17 protein-coding genes are annotated in these 21,132 nt (G+C 58.2%); 10 read left to right on the plus strand and 7 right to left on the minus strand.

Annotated features, from left to right (window positions below; genetic code table 11):
* The 4 genes from ACRAUW_RS09210 to ACRAUW_RS09225 form a co-directional block, all read right to left on the minus strand.
* Positions 1-407 (minus strand): 4Fe-4S dicluster domain-containing protein (locus tag ACRAUW_RS09210; RefSeq protein WP_431362042.1); only part of this gene is annotated, 407 nt, incomplete at its 3' end.
* A 51-nt stretch (positions 408-458) separates the two neighbouring features.
* The gene (gene glpB, locus ACRAUW_RS09215; RefSeq protein ID WP_431362043.1) at positions 459-1,724 is read right to left on the minus strand and encodes a glycerol-3-phosphate dehydrogenase subunit GlpB; all 1,266 of its coding nucleotides are present in this window, start codon (positions 1,722-1,724) and stop codon (positions 459-461) included.
* Entirely contained in the window at positions 1,714-3,387 is a 1,674-nt protein-coding gene (gene glpA / locus ACRAUW_RS09220; RefSeq protein ID WP_431362044.1) for an anaerobic glycerol-3-phosphate dehydrogenase subunit A, read from the minus strand. The genes glpB and glpA overlap by 11 nt, the downstream gene beginning before the upstream one ends.
* 242 nt (positions 3,388-3,629) lie before the next feature.
* Complete coding sequence (locus ACRAUW_RS09225) at positions 3,630-4,094, minus strand: YchJ family protein (protein ID WP_431362045.1); 465 nt, start codon at positions 4,092-4,094, stop codon at positions 3,630-3,632.
* Positions 4,095-4,203: 109 nt separating this feature from the next.
* On the opposite strand from ACRAUW_RS09225, the gene ACRAUW_RS09230 reads away from it, so the two are divergent.
* The 4 genes from ACRAUW_RS09230 to ACRAUW_RS09245 all read left to right on the plus strand — a co-directional run bounded on the left by ACRAUW_RS09230 (position 4,204) and on the right by ACRAUW_RS09245 (position 9,124).
* Complete coding sequence (locus ACRAUW_RS09230) at positions 4,204-5,871, plus strand: methyl-accepting chemotaxis protein (RefSeq protein ID WP_431362046.1); 1,668 nt, start codon at positions 4,204-4,206, stop codon at positions 5,869-5,871.
* Positions 5,872-6,003: 132 nt separating this feature from the next.
* Positions 6,004-7,215: an ROK family protein gene (locus tag ACRAUW_RS09235; RefSeq protein ID WP_431362047.1), complete on the plus strand. Its 1,212-nt coding sequence runs from the start codon at positions 6,004-6,006 to the stop codon at positions 7,213-7,215.
* A 174-nt stretch (positions 7,216-7,389) separates the two neighbouring features.
* A complete protein-coding gene (locus ACRAUW_RS09240; RefSeq protein WP_431362048.1) occupies positions 7,390-8,145 on the plus strand; it encodes a tRNA-uridine aminocarboxypropyltransferase in 756 nt (251 codons plus the stop codon).
* 202 nt (positions 8,146-8,347) lie between these two features.
* On the plus strand, positions 8,348-9,124 hold the full coding sequence (locus ACRAUW_RS09245) for a TSUP family transporter (protein ID WP_431362049.1): 777 nt from the start codon (positions 8,348-8,350) through the stop codon (positions 9,122-9,124).
* A gap of 78 nt (positions 9,125-9,202) precedes the next feature.
* Here the strand turns inward: ACRAUW_RS09245 and ACRAUW_RS09250 are convergent, their stop codons facing one another.
* Positions 9,203-9,637, minus strand: coding sequence for a YccF domain-containing protein (locus ACRAUW_RS09250; RefSeq protein WP_431362050.1), 435 nt, complete (start codon positions 9,635-9,637; stop codon positions 9,203-9,205).
* Between the two features lie 441 nt (positions 9,638-10,078).
* On the opposite strand from ACRAUW_RS09250, the gene tig reads away from it, so the two are divergent.
* From tig to ppiD, 6 genes are all read left to right on the plus strand, one after another.
* A complete protein-coding gene (gene tig, locus ACRAUW_RS09255; protein WP_431362051.1) occupies positions 10,079-11,389 on the plus strand; it encodes a trigger factor in 1,311 nt (436 codons plus the stop codon).
* Positions 11,390-11,475: 86 nt separating this feature from the next.
* Positions 11,476-12,099 (plus strand): ATP-dependent Clp endopeptidase proteolytic subunit ClpP, encoded by a 624-nt coding sequence (gene clpP / locus ACRAUW_RS09260; protein WP_005336979.1) that lies wholly within the window; start codon positions 11,476-11,478, stop codon positions 12,097-12,099.
* A 70-nt stretch (positions 12,100-12,169) separates the two neighbouring features.
* Complete coding sequence (gene clpX, locus ACRAUW_RS09265) at positions 12,170-13,444, plus strand: ATP-dependent protease ATP-binding subunit ClpX (RefSeq protein WP_431362052.1); 1,275 nt, start codon at positions 12,170-12,172, stop codon at positions 13,442-13,444.
* Positions 13,445-13,585: 141 nt separating this feature from the next.
* Complete coding sequence (gene lon / locus ACRAUW_RS09270) at positions 13,586-15,940, plus strand: endopeptidase La (RefSeq protein WP_005336976.1); 2,355 nt, start codon at positions 13,586-13,588, stop codon at positions 15,938-15,940.
* Positions 15,941-16,180: 240 nt separating this feature from the next.
* Positions 16,181-16,453: a nucleoid-associated protein HU-beta gene (gene hupB, locus ACRAUW_RS09275; protein ID WP_005315375.1), complete on the plus strand. Its 273-nt coding sequence runs from the start codon at positions 16,181-16,183 to the stop codon at positions 16,451-16,453.
* Positions 16,454-16,603: 150 nt separating this feature from the next.
* Complete coding sequence (gene ppiD / locus ACRAUW_RS09280; protein WP_431362053.1) at positions 16,604-18,517, plus strand: peptidylprolyl isomerase; 1,914 nt, start codon at positions 16,604-16,606, stop codon at positions 18,515-18,517.
* A gap of 207 nt (positions 18,518-18,724) precedes the next feature.
* Here ppiD and ACRAUW_RS09285 read toward each other — a convergent pair whose 3' ends face one another.
* Positions 18,725-20,317, minus strand: coding sequence for an ABC-F family ATPase (locus ACRAUW_RS09285; protein ID WP_431362054.1), 1,593 nt, complete (start codon positions 20,315-20,317; stop codon positions 18,725-18,727).
* A gap of 165 nt (positions 20,318-20,482) precedes the next feature.
* Positions 20,483-21,132 (minus strand): sodium:solute symporter family transporter (locus tag ACRAUW_RS09290; RefSeq protein ID WP_431362055.1); only part of this gene is annotated, 650 nt, incomplete at its 5' end.

The following is a 21,132-nucleotide window of genomic DNA, read 5'->3' on the forward strand; positions in this document are numbered from 1 at the left end:
GAGACCCCCAGCGCCTTGTCCAGCACCAGCTTCATCGGCTTGAGGCCGGTGGTGAAGTTGACCACCGGGGCCATCAGGGTAGACATGCTGCCCATCAGATCGGTGTGGGAGAGCACGAACTCGCGGATCCCCGGTTTGAAGCCGCTGTACTGATGCTTGGCCTTGGCGATGATGTCGCCGATGCGCACTCCGCTCGGGCAGGCTACTTCGCAGCGTTTGCAGTTGGTGCAGTGCTTGAGGGCGCTGTCAAAGAGCTCCGGGCTCTTGATCCGCAGTCGCTCCCCATCCGGGCCCGCCTGTTTCGGGCCGGGGTAGGCGGGGTTGGCCTTGGCCACCGGGCAGTAGGCGGTACAGACGGTGCATTTGATGCATTGATCGAAAGTTTGATTGGCGTGATCCAGTAGCATGTCAGTTCTCCTCCCGTAGGGTGTGAAGGCACGGGATATGGGACGAAATCATCATTGGGCTGAACTCAAAATGTGACCGGCAGCCTGCCAGCCGGTGGCAACGGCAACGCCGGAGCCGGAACCTTCACGAATTGGGTCGTAATGGGCCAAGACACTGCCCGCGCCATAGAGGTTGGTGAGCGGCTTGCCGCCACGCAGCACTCTGAGCTTGTCGTCGGTCTTGACCCCGAAGCCCATGAAGGGGTGGTGGTCGAACAGCCGACGACCGGCCCAGGCATCGCGCTCCTCCAGACTCAACACATCGGCATCGAAGATGGGTTCGCGAATGCCACGCAGACGGGATTCCAGCCCACGGCTGAAGAAGCTGCCGGAGGCGAGCACGAAGTGGTCCGCTTCAAACAGCTGATCATCGCCATTCTGGGTATGTACGCCGACCACCCGGTCACCTTCGTAGCTGGCGCCCAGCACCCGCTCGCTGGTGAGGAAGGTGCCGCCAAGGGCCATAAAGCGGCGCTTGAGCGCCTCCTGCATCCGCATCCCGATGAGTGACGGCGGCATGGTGGCCACCTCCTTGATGGTGCAGCCGGTACGCTGCTCCAGCTCCGCCAGACGCGGGCCAACCAGCCCCAGCGACAGGCAGGCGGGCAGCACGATATGGCGGCAGCCGGGTACGCCGCTCTCCTGTACCATGCGACTGATCTCGCGGGCCAGATCGGCCACCAGATGGTGCTTGTCACAGAGGCGCGCGATATCGGCGGAGCGAAACTCGTGGGGATTGCGGCTGAATTCCGCCAGCTGGGGCAGGCGGATTTCGTCGATCAGAATGCGGCAGTGGGCAAAGCGCGGATGGGTCGCCAGATTGGCCGCCGCCAATGCCGGATGAAAGTCACGAAAGCCCTCGAGGGTGGCCAGCAGCAGTACATCCGGGATCGGCGCATCGGTGACACAGGCGCAGGTATCGGGGGAGAGCCAGGTGCGCTTGAGGGTGCCTATGGGGGTCAGACGCTGGTGGTTGGTCTCGTGGCGCACCAGCGGCAGCCCCTGCTCGGCGCAGTGGCGCTGCAGATCGGCCAGACTCGCCTCGATATTCTGCATTCCGACTTTGCTGTAGGGGTGATCCGGATGGGCTGCCATAAAGGCGGGCAGGGCAGCGCGGGGATCCCCCTCGCTTTCGAGCAGATCGACCGAGCCGGAGGAGAAGTGCAGGGCACTCTGGCCGGATGCCATAAGCAGGGTCTTCTGGCCTGCCTCCACCAGCCGCAGGGCTGCCGAGAGTCCCGCCATGCCACCGCCGATAACGATATTGTCAAACTTCATGACGGCTCTCCTTGTGAGTGGTCTCGCTGGTTGGGGCGCGAGGCGTATCGGCAACCAGCTGCGGTGCCGTCCATTCCCCCAGGCCAAACAGCCCTTCGTAGATCCAGTAGGTAAACTCGGCCTCGCGCAGGGCATCACCCCACAGGACGGGGCGGGTCCCCTTGTAACGCTCCTCGAGGAACTGGCGGAGCATGACGCAGGCCTGACGACCGTCAGCCTTGCCATACTCCTGCATCAGGCCGGCGGCGCGATAGGCACAGAGCTCGCCCTGACAGGGCCCCATCCCCAGACGGGTGCGGCGGCGCAGATCGATGAGGTTGTCCACATCCAGCTCGCGCAGGGCGTATTCGATTTCGCCCGCAGTCACCATCTCGCATTCACAGATAAGGGCGTTGGCCTTGGGATTGTCACGGAAGAAGGCGATAACCCGCTCGCCGTGGCGGTATTGGGCTGAGCCTTCGACCGGCACCGAGAGACCGGGGGCGGAGACCTTTTCCGGATCCCGCGAGCCGGGCAGGCTCAGCTCGGCGGTCTGGCAGGGTTTGCTGTTGCCGAGTTTCTTGGCCAGCAGATCGGTGGCCCACTCCGCCATCAGGCGGTAGGTCATCAGCTTGCCACCGGTGATGGTGTTGAAGCCCTTGAGACCATCGCGCTCGGCGTGATCCAGCAGCACTATGCCGCGACTGATGTTGCGGCCGGTGTCGTCACCGTCCACCGCTACCAGCGGGCGTACCCCGGCGTAGGCGCGCAGCAGACGGGTGCGTGCCATGATGGGGGCAAGCTTGATCCCCTCGCGCAGCAGCACTTCGACCTCTTCGGGTTCGACGGTGAGCTGGTCAATCTTGTTGTAATCGATGCGACTGGAGGTGGTGCCGATGAGGGAAATGGTATCGCCTGGCACCAGAATGTCCGCATCCGCTGGTTTGCGGGCGCGGTTGAGCACCAGCTGGTTGATGCGGTAATCCATGATGAGCAGAGAGCCCTTGGCCGGGAACATGCGGATGCCGAGATCGGCATATTCGCAAATTTGCTGGCCCCAGATGCCGGCGGCGTTGATCACCTCCTGACACTCCACCTCGAACGCTTCGCCGGTGCGGGTGTTGATCGCCTTGACCCCGTGCACCCGATCCTGCGTGCGGAGCAGCCCCAGCACCTTGCTGTGGGTGAAGATGCGCGCGCCGTGCTCTTTGGCGTCCAGCACGTTGGCGGCGGCGAGGCGGAACGGATCGACCGTGCCATCCGGTACATGGATAGCACCGATCATCGCCGGGTTGGCGTTGGGCTCCATACGCAACGCTTCACCGGGATCGAGCTGGCGGGTGTCGATACCGGCCAGGGCGCAGGCATCCATAAAGGTGGTTTGGAAATTGATGTCATCTTCCGGCAGGGTGAGGAAGAGGCCGCCCGTGTCTTCGACACAGTGGCTGGCAATCCGCTTGAGGATGCGGTTTTCCTGGATGCATTCGCGGGCGGACTCCTGATCCGTCACCGCGTAGCGGGCACCGGAGTGAAGCAAGCCGTGGTTGCGGCCGGTGGTGCCAGCGGCGATATCATCGCGCTCGAGCAGGATGCAGTCGATGCCGCGCAGTGCGCAATCGCGCAAGATGCCGGCCCCTGTGGCACCGCCGCCTATGATGACGACTTGTGTGGTTATTCTTTTCATTGTTGCCCGTCTCATCTCTTCCAGATGAGGCCAGTGTGGCCTACTTCTGAGTGGAAATGTTTGATATGGGCTAATTTTGCGCTCGCAAACGCTCATTTTCTCGCGCCTTAATGAGCATTATGTGACATTTGTCACGCTTGTTATCGCATTGGTTGATGGGCTGGTGGCGAATGGCAGACACAAAAAAGGGGCATCGGATGCCCCTTGTCACTGTTTGACGAGTCTGGAGGGTGTGTGATGCGTCAGCTGCAGCACTTCTTGTGCTTTTTGCCGCTGCCACAGGGGCAGAGATCGTTGCGTCCCGCCTTGAGGGGGGCCGGATCCTGCTCCCCCTCGGTGTAGACCCAGCGCCCCTGATAACGCACGAAGCGGGAACGCTCATGGAGGCAGTGACGCTTATCCCCCTCCAGAAACCAGGCTTTGAACTCCACCATCCCGGTTTCATCCTCCGGGCCGCCCTGGCTGGCGATGATTTCGAGACCATCCCAGCGGGTGTCGATGCGAGAGAGCTCTTCGGCGGTGAGGCCGCCAAGGTGAGCCGGATGCCAGCTATGGACCAGATACTCCCCCAGACCGAGCACAAAAGCGCTGTAGCGCGAGCGCATCAGCTGTTCGGGTGTCTGGGCGGGGACGCCGCGGTGAAGTGCGCCACAGCATACTTCGAGAGAGAGGGTAGAACCGCAAGGACATAGATTTATGATTTTCACGTTATGCTCTATTGCTTGAATTGTAATGAAATCGGTGTTTGTTGTGTCAACTTCTATACTGTTTTTGCAGGAACCTCATCATATAAGAATTTCTATAAGGAAGTAGAACATGACGCTAAAGCAGAAAATTTTGTTGCTGGGAGCTGTGCCCGTGTTATTGATGGCCCTAGTGGTTAATCTCAGTAACTACATGGTCTCCAAAAGTGCACTGGAGTCTGAACTGGCTGCAGCGAGGGAAAATGCCATCAAGGATCGCAAGGCACTGCTTAGCAGTTACTTGATGATGGCAAAAACATCGATCGAGGCAATTTATACCTTGCCAGTCACACCGGAGAACCGCGAAAAAATCAAAGATATTTTGCGACCGTTGCGGTATGACGCGGATGGCTATTTTTTTGTGTTTGATTATTCCGGTATGCAAGTAGTACACGGAACCAAGCCAGAGCTGGAAGGGAATAGTCGCTGGAATGACAAGGATGCCAAGGGCAAGTTGCTGATCCAGGAGATTGTCAATGCGGCGCGCCAAGGGGATGGGTTTTCTGAATACTGGACCAAAAAACCCTCTATTGGACGCGATGCGCCCAAACTCTCTTTCAACATGGTGCTGGACAAGTATCAGTGGGTGATCGGGACCGGTTTTTATATCGATGATATTGATAACGCACTGGCGGTGATGCGCACTGAGCGCGAAAGTCACATGAATGATGCGCTGCAGAGCAGCGTGTTGATGATCCTGTTGGTTCTTGGTATTACCCTTGTCGTGACGGTGATCGTGGGTAACCGGGTGACCAAGCCACTGGCGGACGCCGTGTCAGCGCTCAATGATATCGCAGACGGTGAGGGTGATCTGACCCAGCGCCTCAGGGTGCAGAGCCAGGATGAGATTGGTCAATTGGCCAGCGCTTTCAACCGCTTTGTCGAGCGGATCCAGTCGGTGGTGAGTCAAGTTGGGGATACCAGCAATCATCTGTTCAGCGCGGTCGAGAAACTGCACCATCTGAGTGAACATTATGACCACCAGATGCAGGGACACAGTCGGGAGACAGATCAGGTCGTCACCGCCGTGACAGAGATGAGCTCCACCGCGCAGGAGGTGGCGGCCAGTGCCTCCAATGCTGCCAGCGCCACCAGCGATGCGGCCAGGGAGTCTGATGCTGCTCGCGGTGTGGTCAGTGGGGCGATTAACAGTATCAATAGGCTGGTGGGGGAGGTGCACACCGCCTCTGGCGTTATCGCACAACTGGCGCAGGAGACCGCCAAGATTGGCTCGGTGGTGGAGGTCATTCGCGGCATTGCCGAGCAGACCAACCTGCTGGCGTTGAACGCTGCCATCGAGGCGGCCCGTGCCGGTGAGCAGGGACGCGGCTTTGCGGTGGTAGCGGACGAAGTGCGTTCGCTGGCCGGCCGTACTCAGCAGAGCACCAAGGAAATCAACGAGATGTTGCAACGTCTGCAGGGTGGGGTGAAGCAGGCGGTGGATGTGATGCAGGCCAGCGAGGAGCGCAGCCAGGAGACGGTGCAGGAGGCGAGCCACATCGCCAGCTCCCTCGACAGCATGGTGATGGCGGTCAGTACCATCAACGACATGAATATCCAGATAGCGACTGCCGCCGAGGAGCAGCATGCGGTATCGGAGGAGATCAACAAGAACCTGGTGGCCATTCAGCAGATCGTCAGCGAGCTGACCGATGCGTCGGTGGAGTCCAACAGCACCACCCGCGATCTGGCCAGCACCGGGGACAAGCTGCGCAAACTGGTCTCCCAGTTCCGCTATTGATCCCGCCTGGACGCGTGATGACAACCACAAGATGCGGTCTGAACCCCGGTTCAGGCCGCACTTTATTTGGGGATTGACCAATAATGTGTGAAAATTGCCAGCCTCTTTTTTTCAGCTTTTGCCCCATACCCTATGAATGAGATCGTGAAAGGTAGTATCGATTTGATCCGGCAGCTCAACTACGGCCTGGTCTATGCCAGCCTGGAAGAGCACAAGGAGCTGTCGCGCACCGATCTCTCCCGCCTGACCGGCCTCTCGCCTGCCAGCATCACCAAGATCACCCGTGAGCTGCTTGATGGCGGTCTGGTGGTCACCTGTGGCGAAAGTTCGGTGGGGCGTGGCCGTCGTCAGACCCTGCTGCGCATCAACGAGCGCCGCTTTCAGTTTCTCTCCATGCGTCTTGGCCGTGGCTATGTAGATATGGCGCTGTTTGACTTCTCTGGCCGTTCCTTGTCCCGCCAGCGTCACCTCTTTACCGAGGTTGAACGCGCCGATCTGCTGGGCAGTCTGGTGCATGCCATCAAGTTTTTTTTGCCGAGAAAGTCCCTCAGTCTGGCCTGTATCGCCCTCTGTCTGCCCGGTCAGGTGGAGCGCCACTCCGGCATGGTCAAGCACTTCCCCTTCTACGATCTGCGCAACTGGCCGCTGGGACCCACACTGCTGGAGGCGTTCGATGTGCCGGTGCTGGTGAGTGGCGACGTGCGCACCTGGATCCAGGCCGAGCGGGAGTGGGGGGCGGCCAAAAACTGTGCAGATGCGGTGCTGGTGTTTGTTCACAACGACATCGGGGTCGGCATGGTGGTCAATGGCCAGCTCATCGAGAGCGAGAATGCGCTGCTTGGCGATCTTAGCCATCTGCAGCTCGAACCCTATGGCCAGCGTTGCTACTGCGGCGGTTTTGGCTGTGCCTGCACCCTGGTGACCAATCAGGCACTGGAGGCGCAATACCGGGATCTGCGCGAGCGGATGCAGGAGCACGACTTGCCCGAGAGCGTCACCATCCGCGAACTGTGCGAGCTGGCGCTGGCGGGCAACAGCCTTTGCCAGGATATTCTCCATCAGGCGGCGGGCCGCCTCTCCAAGGTGCTCTCCAACCTCATCTGCCTGCTTAACCCGGGCAAGCTGTTGTTGGGGGGGGAAATCACCCGTGCCGATCGGCTGCTCTTCCCCATGCTGCACCAGTCGCTGGCCAGCCAGTTGCCCGCCGAATATCTGGTGCGACTGCAGATCGAATCTACCCACTTCTACGAAGATCCCACCAAGCCCACCTCGGTGCAGGTGCACAAGGCACTGCGCGATGGCAGCCTGTTGCTGGAGCTGCTGCGCAGCTGTCAGGAGTCGTAAGGCAAGAGGAGTTGGCACTGTGTCTGGCGAAAGAGGAAGGGATTGCTGTTCCGCCAGCGCGTAACTCGGTACAATCTTGCACTTTTGCGGCAGCACCCCTGTTATCGCGCCCTGTGGCGTCATGACATGTTGGCACCGCTGCCGTTCCTGTTTTGACTCCAGTTGTGAACCTAGATGAAGCCTGTTCCTGATCACGCCGTCAACCGCCTGCGGGCCTGGCGCAAGAGTATCTCTACCCGACCGTTTCTTGCCCGTGGTGGCACCCTGGCCCGCTGTCCAGCCTGTCAGCTGCGCGAGGATTGGTGTGCCTGCGAGTGGCGCCCCGAGCTCAAAGCGGAGGCCGGTTTCTGTCTGCTGATGTATGACAGCGAGCCGATGAAACCCTCCAACACCGGTCGCCTTATCGCCGATGTGTTGCCGGATAGCACCTGGGCCTTTCTCTGGTCGCGCACCCAGCCCCATCCCGAGCTGCTGGCTCTGCTGGCCGATCCCGCGTGGCAGCCCTATGCGGTCTTTCCCGCTTGTGAAAAGGAGCCGGCCCGTTTGACCGGCGAGGTGACGCTGGCGCCCGGCAAGAAGCCGCTCTTTATCCTGCTCGACGGCACCTGGCCCGAGGCACGCAAGATGTTCAACAAGAGCCCCTATCTGGACGGTTTTCCGGTGCTTGCCATCAAACCCGATTCGCTCTCCACCTACGGCATGCGGGTGGCCAACAGCGAGGAGCACCTCTGCACCGCCGAAGTGGCGGCCTGCGTGCTGGAAGTGGCGGGGGAGCTCAAGGCGGGGCAGGCACTGCAACACTGGTTCAACTTGTTCAGTAGTCGCTACATGGCCGGTCGGGTCAGCCGTTTCCCCGGTGCCGATGAGGATCATCTCTGTGAGGCGCTGGCGGCCATCAAGGAAGCGAACGTCGCTTCACCGGCTTGCTAACTGGCCCTCTGAGGGTTTGGGCAGGGGTCTGTCAGCTCAAATCAATGAAAATTAGGAATCAATTGGCTGCCACTGTTTCGTTAGATTCATGGTCAGTGGCCCGTTAGGATAGCGGACAGCCTGTGCAGCCCCCGCACAACGTCGTTTTGGTTATCTCCGGTTGCTCGACCCTTCGGGCAACCCAATCTCATGAGGTCTATGGATGGAATTGGAACTGGTTACCCTGTTTGCCCTGTTCGGTGTGGCGCTTGTCGCCGGCTTTATCGATGCCATCGCCGGTGGCGGCGGTCTGCTGACGGTGCCTGCTCTGCTGGCCACCGGCATGCCGCCCGCGCTGGTGCTCGGCACCAACAAGCTGCAGAGCAGTTTTGGCTCTTTCTCCGCCACCTGGTTCTATGCCCGCAAGGGGCTGCTGGAGTGGGCCATGATCTGGCCTGCGGTGATCTGCACCTTTATCGGTGCGGCCATCGGCACGCTGGCGGTGCAGACCATAGATGCCGCCATTCTCGAGCGCCTGCTCCCTTTCCTGCTGATGGCCTTTGCCTGCTACTTCTACTTCTCGCCGCGGGTAAGCGATGCCGAGAGCTCTCGCCGTCTGACTCCCATGCTGTTTGCGCTGCTGGTGGGGGGCGGTGTCGGCTTCTATGACGGCTTCTTCGGGCCGGGCACAGGTTCGTTTTTTGCCATCGGTTTCGTGGCGCTGGCGGGCTTTGGCATGGCGCGTGCCACCGCCCACACCAAGTTGCTCAACTTCACCTCCAACATCGCCTCCCTGCTGTTCTTTGCCCTCGGTGGCAAGGTGGTGTGGAGTGTCGGTTTTTGCATGGCGCTGGGGCAGTTTATCGGCGCTCGCTTCGGTTCCAAAATGGTGCTCAAACAAGGGGTGAAGCTGATCAAGCCGCTGCTGGTAACCGTCTCCTTGCTGATGTCTGCCAAGCTGGTCTGGAGCCAGTATCCGGAGCTGTTCGCCTGGATGTGAATTGCAACGTATGTGCGGCAAATCGGATCTTTGCGGGGCCCCTGGGCCCCATTGCCATTTACGGAGGGTTTTACACAGTTAGCGGATATAGCGACCCGATTCTGCCTCCTGATTGGTCACGATCATCTGGCCGATTGGAGCCAGGCTGATGAGTGCCAGCTTGAGGTGCTGGATACCGAACGGAATGCCGATAATGGTCACGAAGCAGGCCAGTGCGGAGGTGATGTGGCCAATGGCCAGCCAGATACCGATCAGCACGAACCAGAGGATATTGCCAATCAGCCCCAGAGTGCCGGTGCCGATATCGCTCTGGCCGGTCATGGTCTTGCGATTGACTGCCTGCTTGCCGAAGGGGAAGAAGGTAAAGGTGCCAATGATGAAGCAGGCGCGACCCCAGGGGATGCCGACCAGCGAGATAAAGCAGAGCAGACCGGCAAGCCACCAGGCCAGGCCCATAAAGACACCTCCCAGTACAAACCAGAGCAGATTGAACAAGAAGCGGAAAAAGGCCATATGAGTGACTCCTGATTATCGATTTGGTTGCCACCATAACGAGGGAGGGGGAGGGACGCAATGGTTGATTGGCCCACTCACTATTTGGCTGGACAAATTAAGTCGTTGTCCGCCATGACAGCCTGCTATGCGGTGAAAGATGGGCAATTAATCGGAGTTTGGATGAAAAAAAGTGAGCAAACGCAAAATTATCGTCAATCGATGGTTGAATTCTGCAGTATCTCTCCCCATATAAAGGGAAGTTTTGCACGAATTGTGCTTGCGCACCGCTCAATGTGGGGGATGTGTGGCTCGACTCGACCAAAGTGCGCCGCTATAATGCCGCGTCATATTTTCTCATCACAAAGACATATCGTTGTCTTTATAAACAGGAAGACTCCGGGCTTTGCCCAGGGGCAATAAAGGGTCAGCACACAGTGCTGAGTTGAACGAGGTAGAAGAATGCAAGTTTCTGTAGAGACAACCCAGGGTCTGGAACGCCGTCTTACCATCACTGTACCGGCCGCTACCGTAGACGCCGCTGTGCGTAAAGAATTGAACGGCCTGGCCAAAACTCGTCGCATCGACGGTTTCCGTCCTGGCAAGGCTCCGGTCGCCATCATCAAGAAGATGTTCGGCGCCATGGCTCACGCCCGCGTTGCTGATGAAATGATGCAGAGCAACTTCATCAAAGCCATCATCGAAAACAAACTGAGCCCGGCCGGTGCCCCGACCATGGATCCGAAAGAGATCAAAGAGGGTCAGGATTTCGAATTCACCGCCACTTTCGAAGTGTATCCGGAGTTCGAAGTTGCAGGTCTTGAGACCATCAAGGTCGAGAAGCCGGTTGCGACCGTGAAGGATGAAGATCTGGCCAACATGATCGACACCCTGCGCAAGCAGCACGCTACCTGGGCTGATGCCGATGTTGCCGCTGCCAATGGCATGCGTGTGACCATGGACTTCGTCGGTTCCATCGACGGTGAAGAGTTCGACGGCGGCAAAGCTGAAGGTTTCAGCCTGGTGCTGGGCGCCGGCCGCATGATCCCGGGCTTCGAAGACGCCATCATGGGCAAGAAAGCGGGCGATGAGTTCACCATCGAAGTGACCTTCCCGGCTGATTACCACGCTGAAAACCTGAAAGGCAAAGATGCCAAGTTCGCATCCAAGCTGAACAAGGTTGAAGAGCAGATCCTGCCTGAACTGACCGAAGAGTTCGTGAAGCGTTTCGGTATCGAAAGCGGTTCTGTTGAAGAGCTGAAGGCCGAAGTGCGCAAGAACATGGAGCGCGAACTGGCTCAAGCCCTGAAAAACAGCGTGAAAGAGCAGGTTCTGAACGGTCTGGTTGAAGCCAACCAAATCGACCTGCCGAAAGCTGCCGTTGCTCAAGAGATCGACGCACTGCGCCAGCAGGCTCTGCAGCGCTTCGGTGGTTTCCAGGGCGGCAACGCTCCCGAGCTGCCGGCTGAACTGTTCCAGGCTCAAGCCGAGCGTCGTGTACGCGTAGGCCTGCTGCTGGGTGACGTGATCCGCACCAACGAGATCAAGGCTGACGATGCCCGCGTAAACAGCATCATCGAGTCGATGGCGACTGCCTACGAAGATCCGAAGGAAGTGATCGAGTACTACCAGAAGAACGAACAGATGCTGAACGGCGTTCGTAACCTGGCAGTAGAAGATCAAGCCATCGACCTGATCCTGTCCAAAGCGCAAGTGACCGAAAAAGAAGTTGCCTTTGACGACGTGATCAACAAGTCTGGCGCCGCTGCCTAAGAACATTTGACTTAAGGTCAAGACTGTTAAGTATAATGGCTCGTGTGATCTCCACTCGGGCCATTTTATTTTAGGGACAATGCCTTATGTACAAGAACTATAACGATATGACCGATTCTCCCAGCAATGCGCTGGTCCCCATCGTGGTCGAACAGACTGCCAAGGGTGAACGTTCCTACGATATTTACTCCCGTCTGCTGAAAGAGCGGGTGATCTTCCTGACTGGTCAGGTTGAAGATCACATGGCCAATCTGGTGGTTGCCCAGTTGCTGTTCCTCGAGTCGGAGAATCCGGACAAGGACATCTATATCTACATCAACTCGCCGGGTGGTTCGGTGACTGCGGGCATGTCCATCTATGACACCATGCAGTTCATCAAGCCGGATGTCAGCACCGTCTGCATGGGGCAGGCCTGCTCCATGGGTGCCTTCCTGCTGGCCGGTGGTGCCAAGGGCAAGCGTTTCTGCCTGCCTAACGCCCGCGTGATGATCCACCAGCCGTTGGGTGGCTTCCAGGGTCAGGCATCTGATATCCAGATCCACGCCCAGGAGATCCTGAAGATCAAAAATACCCTGAACGAGCGCTTGGCGTTCCACACCGGTCAGGACATGGCTACCATCGAGCGTGACACCGATCGTGACAACTTCATGTCCGCTGAGCAGGCCGTGGCCTATGGTCTGGTCGACGGTGTCCTGAGCCAGCGTAGCTGAGCAGGGTCTCCCGGTCTGTTGTAAACTCAACAGGCCGATCCATCCTCTATTGATAAAACGAGGTTGCTGAATGACAGAGAAACGCAAGGGTGAGGGTGATAAGCTGCTCTACTGCTCTTTTTGCGGCAAAAGCCAGCATGAAGTGCGTAAGCTGATCGCTGGCCCTTCCGTCTACATATGTGATGAGTGTGTCGAACTGTGTAATGACATCATCCGTGAAGAGATCCGCGAGATCTCTCCCAAGCGTGATGGCAATGAGCTGCCGACCCCTCATCAGATCCGTGCTCACCTCGATGACTATGTGATCGGGCAGGAGTACGCCAAGAAGGTGTTGGCCGTTGCCGTCTACAATCACTACAAGCGTCTGCGTAACAGCGGCGAAAACAGTGGTGTGGAGCTCGGCAAATCCAACATCCTGCTGATTGGCCCGACCGGTAGCGGTAAAACCCTGCTGGCCGAGACCCTGGCGCGTCTGCTGGATGTGCCCTTCACCATGGCCGATGCGACCACCCTGACCGAAGCCGGTTACGTGGGCGAGGACGTGGAGAACATCATCCAGAAGCTGCTGCAAAAGTGCGACTACGACGTAGAGAAGGCCCAGCGTGGCATCGTCTATATCGACGAGATCGACAAGATCTCCCGCAAGTCGGACAACCCTTCCATCACCCGCGATGTCTCCGGGGAAGGGGTACAGCAGGCACTGCTCAAGCTGATCGAAGGGACCATCGCTTCCGTGCCGCCGCAAGGTGGTCGCAAGCATCCGCAACAGGAGTTCTTGCAGGTTGATACCTCCAAGATCCTCTTCATCTGCGGCGGTGCCTTTGCCGGTCTGGACAAGGTGATCGAGCAGCGCTCCGTCAAGGGAACCGGTATCGGTTTTGGCGCCGAGGTGAAATCCAAGGATGCCAAGGCTACCCTGAGCGAGACCTTCGCCAAGGTAGAGCCGGAAGATCTGATCAAATATGGTCTGATCCCCGAGTTCATCGGTCGTCTACCGGTGGTGGCGACCCTGACCGAACTGGACGAGGCTGCACTTATCCAGATCCTGCAAGAGCCGAAAAACGCGCTGACCAAGCAGTATTCCGCGCTGTTCGATCTGGAAGGGGTTGAGCTGGAGTTCCGCGAAGATGCCCTCCATGCTATCGCTCGCAAGGCGATGGAGCGCAAAACCGGTGCCCGGGGTCTGCGTTCCATCGTGGAAGCCGTGCTGCTGGATACCATGTATGACCTGCCTTCTCTGGAGGGCGTCAGCAAGGTGGTGATCGACGAGACCGTGATCAAGGGTGACTCCGCGCCCCTGATGATCTACGAAAATCCCGAGACTCAAGCCGCCGCATCAGAGTAACTGTCTGATTTTTAATCAAATGGAAGGGGCTTTTTGCCCCTTTCATGCTTTTTGCAGTTTAGACGATTGAATCTCGTTGGAGCGCCCCCATATACTCAGCCAAGCGCTTTGCCAACGGTATAACAAGCCGAGAGGACATATATGAACCTAGAGCGTTCAGAACGCATCGAGATTCCCGTCCTGCCTCTTCGTGACGTGGTGGTTTATCCCCACATGGTCATTCCACTCTTTGTGGGGCGGGAAAAATCCATTCGCTGTCTGGAAGCGGCCATGGAGCAGGACAAGAAAGTTCTGCTGGTGGCCCAGAAGGATGCGTCAACCGATGAGCCGACCGTGGAGGAGATCTTCACCGTCGGAACAGTGGCCAATATTCTGCAGATGCTCAAACTGCCGGATGGCACCGTCAAGGTGCTGGTAGAGGGTGGGCAGCGTGCCCGCCTGGAGCGGATGATCGACGACAAGGACTTCTTTGTCTGCGAGGCCCAGTACATCCCCTCACAAGCCATTGAGGAGAAGGATCAGGAAGTACTGGTTCGCTCCGCCATCGGCCAGTTTGAAGGCTATATCAAGCTCAACAAGAAGATCCCGCCCGAGGTACTGACCTCGATCTCGGCGATCGACGATGCTGCGCGTCTGGCTGACACTATGGCGGCCCACATGCCGCTCAAGCTGGAAGACAAGCAGAAGGTGCTGGAGATCGTCTCGGTATCCGAGCGCATCGAATTCCTGATGGCGATGATGGAGTCGGAAATTGACCTGCTGCAGGTCGAGAAGCGCATCCGTACTCGCGTCAAGAAGCAGATGGAGAAGAGCCAGCGCGAGTATTACCTCAACGAGCAGATGAAGGCCATCCAGAAAGAGCTGGGTGAGCTGGAAGATAGCCCGGATGAGTTTGAAGCCCTCAATCGCAAGATTGAAGAGGCAGGCATGCCGGAAGATGCCCGTGAAAAGGCCCAGGCCGAGCTTGCCAAGCTGAAGATGATGTCTCCCATGTCTGCCGAGGCAACCGTGGTTCGCAGCTATGTGGACTGGATGGTACAGGTGCCGTGGAAGGCGCGCTCCAAGGTCAAGAAAGACCTGGGCAAGGCGCAAGAGGTGCTGGATGCCGATCACTATGGTCTTGAGAAGGTCAAGGATCGCATTCTCGAATATCTGGCGGTGCAGGCGCGGGTGAACAAGCTCAAGGGCCCCATCCTCTGTCTGGTTGGCCCTCCCGGTGTGGGCAAGACCTCGCTGGGCCAATCCATCGCCAAGGCGACCGGCCGCAAATATGTGCGGATGGCCCTCGGTGGGGTGCGTGATGAGGCGGAGATCCGCGGTCACCGCCGTACCTATATCGGTTCCATGCCCGGCAAACTCATCCAGAAGATGGCGAAAGTCGGCGTGAAGAACCCGCTGTTCCTGCTCGACGAGATCGACAAGATGAGCTCGGACATGCGTGGCGATCCCGCATCCGCCCTGCTGGAAGTGCTGGATCCGGAACAGAACAACAGCTTCAACGATCACTATCTGGAAGTGGATTATGACCTGTCGGACGTGATGTTCGTGGCCACCTCCAACTCCATGAACATCCCGGGCCCCTTGCTGGACCGGATGGAAGTGATCCGTCTCTCCGGTTACACCGAAGATGAGAAGCTCAACATCGCCAAGCAGCATCTGGTTGCCAAGCAGATCCAGCGCAACGGCCTGAAAGAGTCCGAGATCACCATCGAAGATTCTGCCCTGGTCGGAGTGATCCGCTACTACACCCGCGAGGCGGGGGTGCGGAGTCTGGAGCGCGAGATCTCCAAGATTTGTCGCAAGGCGGTCAAGCGCATCCTGCTGGACAAGAGCATCAAGCATGTTCAGGTCAATCAGGAGAACCTCAAGGAGTTCCTCGGGGTGCAGCGTTTCGATTACGGCAAGGCCACCGACCAGAATCAAGTGGGTCAGGTGTGTGGTCTGGCGTGGACCGAAGTGGGGGGCGATCTGCTCACCATCGAGACCACCAACATGCCGGGCAAGGGCAAGCTCACTTATACCGGTTCTCTCGGTGATGTGATGCAGGAGTCCATCCAGGCGGCTATGACGGTCGTACGAGCCCGTGCCGAGAAGCTGCGCATCAACGCCGACTTCTACGAGAAGCGCGATATCCACGTGCACGTACCGGAAGGGGCGACCCCGAAAGATGGTCCGAGCGCCGGTATCGCCATGTGTACCGCCCTGGTCTCCAGCTTGACCGGTAATCCGGTTCGTGCTGATGTGGCGATGACAGGGGAGATCACCTTGCGCGGCGAAGTGCTGCCCATCGGGGGTCTCAAGGAGAAGTTGCTGGCAGCCCACCGTGGCGGCATCAAGCGAGTGCTTATTCCGAAAGAGAACGAACGTGACCTCGAGGAGATCCCGGCAAACGTCAAACAAGACCTTGAAATCTATCCGGTTCGCTGGATTGACGAGGTACTGGAACTGGCGCTGCAGGACAATCCGCAAGGGTTTGAGCGCGTTTCTGTCGTGTAAATGTTGATGCGCCGCAAATTTGGTGCATTCGGCAGGTGGTTAAGGCTTGCATGCGCCCGATAACGGAAGTAGCCTTGACCACCGATCGGGTACTCGTGATGAGTCGCAATGCGTTGTGTGGCGCGGGTTTGCGCCAGATTGTCACTTGCAACTGGTCAGGAGGCTTGCTATAAAACCTCCACTTGTTGTGGCCAGGGAAATCAGCGCCGCAGCGGTGTTTGATAAAAGGGGAATATAAGAGTGAATAAATCTCAACTGATTGACAAGATTGCAGACGGTGCCGATATCTCCAAAGCTGCTGCTGGCCGTGCCTTGGATGCCTTTATTGATGCTGTGGGTGAAGCGCTGAAAGAGGGTGACCAGGTCGCTCTGGTTGGTTTCGGCACTTTCGCTGTTCGCGAGCGTGCGGCCCGTTCAGGCCGTAACCCGCAAACTGGTGCGACTATCGAAATCGCTGCCGGTAAAGTTCCTGCCTTCAAAGCCGGTAAGGCCCTGAAAGACGCTGTTAACTAAGTCGGTCGCTGATATCCGTCGGCTACCGTCCTTGGTCGCAGACCAGACAAGTTAGAGAGTCTTCTCTCATACTGATTGACCAAGGCGCATCGCAATCGGTGCGCCTTTTTATTATTTACGCCCATCGAGTTCGGGAGCATAAGTACAAACATGATGTTGGATAAACTACGCGAAGGGGCGCAGGGCAAGGTAGCCAAGGTTATCTTGGGCCTGATCATCCTCTCCTTTGCCTTGGCTGGTGTAGGTAGTTACCTGAACGGCCCGGCCCGTACCGCCCCCGCCACCGTCAATGGCACCGAGATCAGTGCTGCGGCACTGGAAAATGCCTACCGTAACGAGCGCGCCCGCATGGAATCCCAGATGGGAGAGGCATTTAGCCAGCTGGCCGCTAACCCCGATTACATGAAACAGTTCCGTCGCGGTGTGCTGGATCGCCTGATCGATCAGGCGCTGCTGGATAGCAAGGCCCGTGAGCTGGGTCTGCGCGTCAGCGATGAGCAGATCAAGCAGGCCATCGTTGCCATGCCCGAGTTTGCCGAGAACAGCAAGTTCAACAACGATCGCTACCTGCAGCTGATCCGCCGTGCCGGTATGACTCCCGAAATGTTCCGTGACTCCCTGCGTCAGGACATGGTGCGTCAACAGTTAATGAGCGCCCTGTTGGGTACCGAATTCTCCCTCAAGGGTGAAGCGGAGCAGCTCGACAAGCTCTATAACCAGACTCGTGATCTGCGTCTGGTTCGTCTGGCTGCCGCCAACTACATGGCTGATGTTCAGGTCTCCGACAACGAGCTTGAGCAGTACTATAAGACAAATGGCGCCCGTTTCATGAACGACGAGCAGGTCAAGGTCGACTATCTGCTGCTGGACGCTGTCAATCTCGCCAAGGATATCAAGGTCACCGAGCAGGATGCCCAGGATTACTACGATCAGCACCAGGATCTGTTCCAGCGTGCCGAGCGTCGCCATGTGGCTCATATCCTGATCCCGTTTGGCAAGGATGAGAAAGCGGCCGATCAGAAAGCAGAAGCCGTGCTGACCAAAGCCAAGGCGGGTGAAGATTTCGCTGCACTGGCCAAGGCTGACTCTTCCGATACCTTCTCTGCCAAAAAAGGCGGCGAGCTGGACTGGTTCGAGAAAGGGGTGATGGATCCGGCCTTCGAGAAAGCCGCGTTCGCCCTGAACAAGGCTGGCGATCTCTCCGGCGTGGTGAAGAGCCCGTTCGGTTTCCACATCATCAAGCTGCTGGGGGTTGAAGCAGCCCAGACCAAGCCGTTTGCCGATGTGAAAGAAGAGACCATCACTCGTCTGCAAGCTGACAAGGCCAAGGAGCTGTTCTTTGCCGAGCAGCAGAAGATGGCTGACAACAGCTTCGAAAACCCGGACTCGCTGGATCTGACCGCTGATGCCATGGGGATGAAGGTTCAATCTTCCGATTTCTTCACCCAGGCGAGCGCCCCGGCTCCGCTGAACGATCCCAAGGTGCTCTCCGTGGCGTTCTCCGAGCAACTGCGCGATGACAACACCAACTCCGACGTGATCGAGCTGGCAGATGGCAAGGCGCTGGTGCTGCACATCACCGGTCACCAGCCGAAGGCCGTCAAGCCGCTGGCGGAAGTGAAAGAGCAGGTGATTGCCGCCATCAAGCATGACAAGGCCGGTGAAGTGGCCCGTGGCAAGGCGCAGGGCCTGCTGGACAAGCTGAAGGTCGGTGAAAGCATCACCGCCGATCTGACTGCACTCGGTCTGAAAGTGGAGACCCACAAAGGGGTTGCCCGCTTCGATCGCGAGCTGGATCAGAACCTGATTGCCCAGGCGTTCACGCTGCCTCATCCGATAGACGGCAAGCCGAGCGTGGCTCTGGTTGCCGAGACCAATGGTGACCGCGTTGTGGTCGCGCTGGACAAGGTCAACGTCCCTGCCGCCGCATCCGGCATGGCCGCCATGCTGCAAGCTCAGCTGGGTCAGGGCAAAGCACAGGTGGATTACAAGTCTCTGATCGACGAGCTGCGCAAAGCGGCCAAGATCGAGTACTTCACCAGTGTGGAAGCGACCGTCGAGTAATCGGCACTGCGCAATCCATTGAAAACGGCTCCCTGATGGAGCCGTTTTTTTTCTATGGGCAAGAGGGGGAGACTCAAGCTCTGCTCTCTGCTCTGTGGTGTGTAGTCACACCACTGCTATACGCCATCTCAGTCGTCTAAATACGGGATATAAAAAAACCGGCACCTGAGTGCCGGTTTTTCATTGCGCACTTGTGCAGGAGCGGGGTTATACCACGCCCTGGGTGCGCAGGTAATCCTCGTAGGTGCCACCGAAGTCGCGGATACCATCTTCGCTCAGCTCGAGGATGCGGGTCGCCAGAGAGGAGACGAATTCGCGGTCATGGGAGACGAAGATCAGGGTGCCCTTGTACATCTCGAGAGCCAGGTTCAAGGATTCGATAGATTCCATGTCTAGGTGGTTGGTCGGCTCATCCATGATCAGGATGTTGGGGCGCTGCATCATCAGCTTGCCGAACAGCATGCGGCCCTGTTCACCACCGGAGAGCACCTTGACCGGCTTCTTGATGTCGTCCTGGGAGAAGAGCAGACGACCGAGGATAGAGCGAACCGCCTGCTCATCTTCGTTCTCCTGTTTCCACTGGGCCATCCAGTCGAACACGTTGAGATCGGTGTCGAAATCTTCGGCGTGATCCTGGGCGTAGTAACCGATCTGGGCATTCTCGGACCACTTGATAGTACCGCTGTCCGGTGCCAGCGCGCCAACCAGCGTCTTGATCAGGGTCGATTTACCGATACCGTTGGTACCCAGAATGGCGACCTTCTCACCCACTTCCAGCATCATGTTGAGGCCTTTGAACAGGGGACCTTCACCATAACCCTTGGAGACGCCTTCAATTTCCAGAATGTTGCGGTAGAGCTTCTTCTCCTGCTCGAAGCGGATGAAGGGGTTCTGACGGCTGGAGACCTTCACTTCCTCAATCTTGATCTTGTCGATCTGCTTGAGGCGGGAGGTGGCCTGGCTGGACTTGGAGGCGTTGGCACTGAAACGGGAGACGAAGGATTGCAGATCGGCGATCTGGGCCTTCTTCTTGGCGTTGTCGGCCAGCAGACGCTCGCGCGCCTGAGTGGCGGCCAGCATGTAGTCATCGTAGTTACCCGGATAGACGCGCAGCTCGCCGTAGTCCAGATCCGCCATGTGAGTACAGACGGAGTTCAGGAAGTGACGGTCGTGAGAGATGATGATCATGGTACTTTCACGATCGTTAAGCACCTGCTCCAGCCAGCGGATGGTGTTGATATCCAGGTTGTTGGTCGGTTCGTCCAGCAGCAGGATGTCAGGGTTGGAGAACAGCGCCTGTGCCAGCAGCACCCGCAGTTTCCAGCCTGGCGCCACTTCACTCATCGGGCCGTTGTGCTGCTCGATGGGAATACCGGCACCCAGCAGCAGTTCGCCTGCGCGAGATTCGGCGGTATAGCCGTCATACTCGGCGACCAGACCTTCCAGCTCGGCGGCCTTCATGTAGTCGTCGTCGGTGGCTTCGAGGTTGGCGTAGATGGCATCGCGCTCGGCGATGGCCGCCCACAGCTCGGTGTGACCCATCATGACCACGTCCAGTACGCGCATATCTTCGTAGGCGAACTGATCCTGACGCAGCTTACCGATGCGCTCGTTGACGTCCAGGCTCACATTACCGCCAGTGGGCTCCAGATCACCGCCGAGGATCTTCATAAAGGTGGACTTGCCACAGCCGTTGGCGCCGATAAGGCCATAGCGGTTGCCGCCGCCAAACTTGACGTTGATGTTCTCAAACAGCGGCTTGGCGCCGAACTGCATGGTGATGTTGTTGCTACTTAACAAGGTATGTGTCCCGATTGGTCTGTCAAATGGCGCGCATTATGGCACAGATCCCCCGAAAGTTTTAGCGAGAAGTGTGACCTTGATCGGGGCAAGCGGGGCGTGCAGCCGATTGATGGGCAATAAAAAAAGCCGGCACGAGGCCGGCTTGGTAGTGTGATTGACTCATCAGTGGGAGGTGGCGCCAGAAGCACCCAGCCCGGTCTGGGAGCGAACGAACTGCGGCAGGAATTTGGCATGTTCGTCGGCGGCGTTCTGGGAGCTGTCGGTGATGGAGAAGAACCAGATCCCGGCGAAGGCCAGCCCCATGGAGAAGAGAGCAGGGTATTCGTAGGGGAAGATAGCCTGGGCGTGGCCCAGCACTTTCACCCACACGGTCGGGCCCAGGATCATCAGGGTTACTGCGCTCACCAGCCCCAGCCAGCCACCGTAGACGGCGCCACGGGTGGTCAGGCGTGACCAGAACATCGAGAGGAACAGCACCGGGAAGTTGCAACTGGCCGCGATGGAGAAGGCCAGCCCCACCATGAAGGCGATGTTCTGTTTCTCGAACAGGATACCAAGGCCGATGGCGACAACCCCCAGAACCAGGGTGGTCAACTTGGAGATCCGCAGTTCGTCCACTTCGTTGGCTTTGCCCTTTTTCAGCACGCTGGCATAGAGGTCGTGAGAGACCGCAGAGGCACCCGCCAGGGTCAATCCGGCGACTACCGCCAGAATGGTGGCGAAGGCGACCGCAGAGATGAAGCCGAGGAACAGGCTGCCACCTACCGCATCAGCCAGGTGGACGGCCGCCATGTTGGTGCCGCCCAGCAGGG

Source organism: Aeromonas sp., assembly GCF_050633025.1.
Classification (GTDB): domain Bacteria; phylum Pseudomonadota; class Gammaproteobacteria; order Enterobacterales; family Aeromonadaceae; genus Aeromonas.

What these genes read in the sequence shown, in the direction of transcription:
- ACRAUW_RS09245 (WP_431362049.1), top strand. Translation starts at nt 8,348, where the DNA reads ATGGAATTGGAACTGGTTACCCTGTTTGCCCTGTTCGGTGTGGCGCTT.
- tig (WP_431362051.1), top strand. Translation starts at nt 10,079, where the DNA reads ATGCAAGTTTCTGTAGAGACAACCCAGGGTCTGGAACGCCGTCTTACC.
- glpB (WP_431362043.1), bottom strand. Translation starts at nt 1,724, where the DNA reads ATGAAGTTTGACAATATCGTTATCGGCGGTGGCATGGCGGGACTCTCG.
- ACRAUW_RS09230 (WP_431362046.1), top strand. Translation starts at nt 4,204, where the DNA reads ATGACGCTAAAGCAGAAAATTTTGTTGCTGGGAGCTGTGCCCGTGTTA.
- lon (WP_005336976.1), top strand. Translation starts at nt 13,586, where the DNA reads ATGAACCTAGAGCGTTCAGAACGCATCGAGATTCCCGTCCTGCCTCTT.
- clpX (WP_431362052.1), top strand. Translation starts at nt 12,170, where the DNA reads ATGACAGAGAAACGCAAGGGTGAGGGTGATAAGCTGCTCTACTGCTCT.
- clpP (WP_005336979.1), top strand. Translation starts at nt 11,476, where the DNA reads ATGTACAAGAACTATAACGATATGACCGATTCTCCCAGCAATGCGCTG.
- ppiD (WP_431362053.1), top strand. Translation starts at nt 16,604, where the DNA reads ATGATGTTGGATAAACTACGCGAAGGGGCGCAGGGCAAGGTAGCCAAG.
- ACRAUW_RS09250 (WP_431362050.1), bottom strand. Translation starts at nt 9,637, where the DNA reads ATGGCCTTTTTCCGCTTCTTGTTCAATCTGCTCTGGTTTGTACTGGGA.
- glpA (WP_431362044.1), bottom strand. Translation starts at nt 3,387, where the DNA reads ATGAAAAGAATAACCACACAAGTCGTCATCATAGGCGGCGGTGCCACA.
- ACRAUW_RS09235 (WP_431362047.1), top strand. Translation starts at nt 6,004, where the DNA reads ATGAATGAGATCGTGAAAGGTAGTATCGATTTGATCCGGCAGCTCAAC.
- ACRAUW_RS09240 (WP_431362048.1), top strand. Translation starts at nt 7,390, where the DNA reads ATGAAGCCTGTTCCTGATCACGCCGTCAACCGCCTGCGGGCCTGGCGC.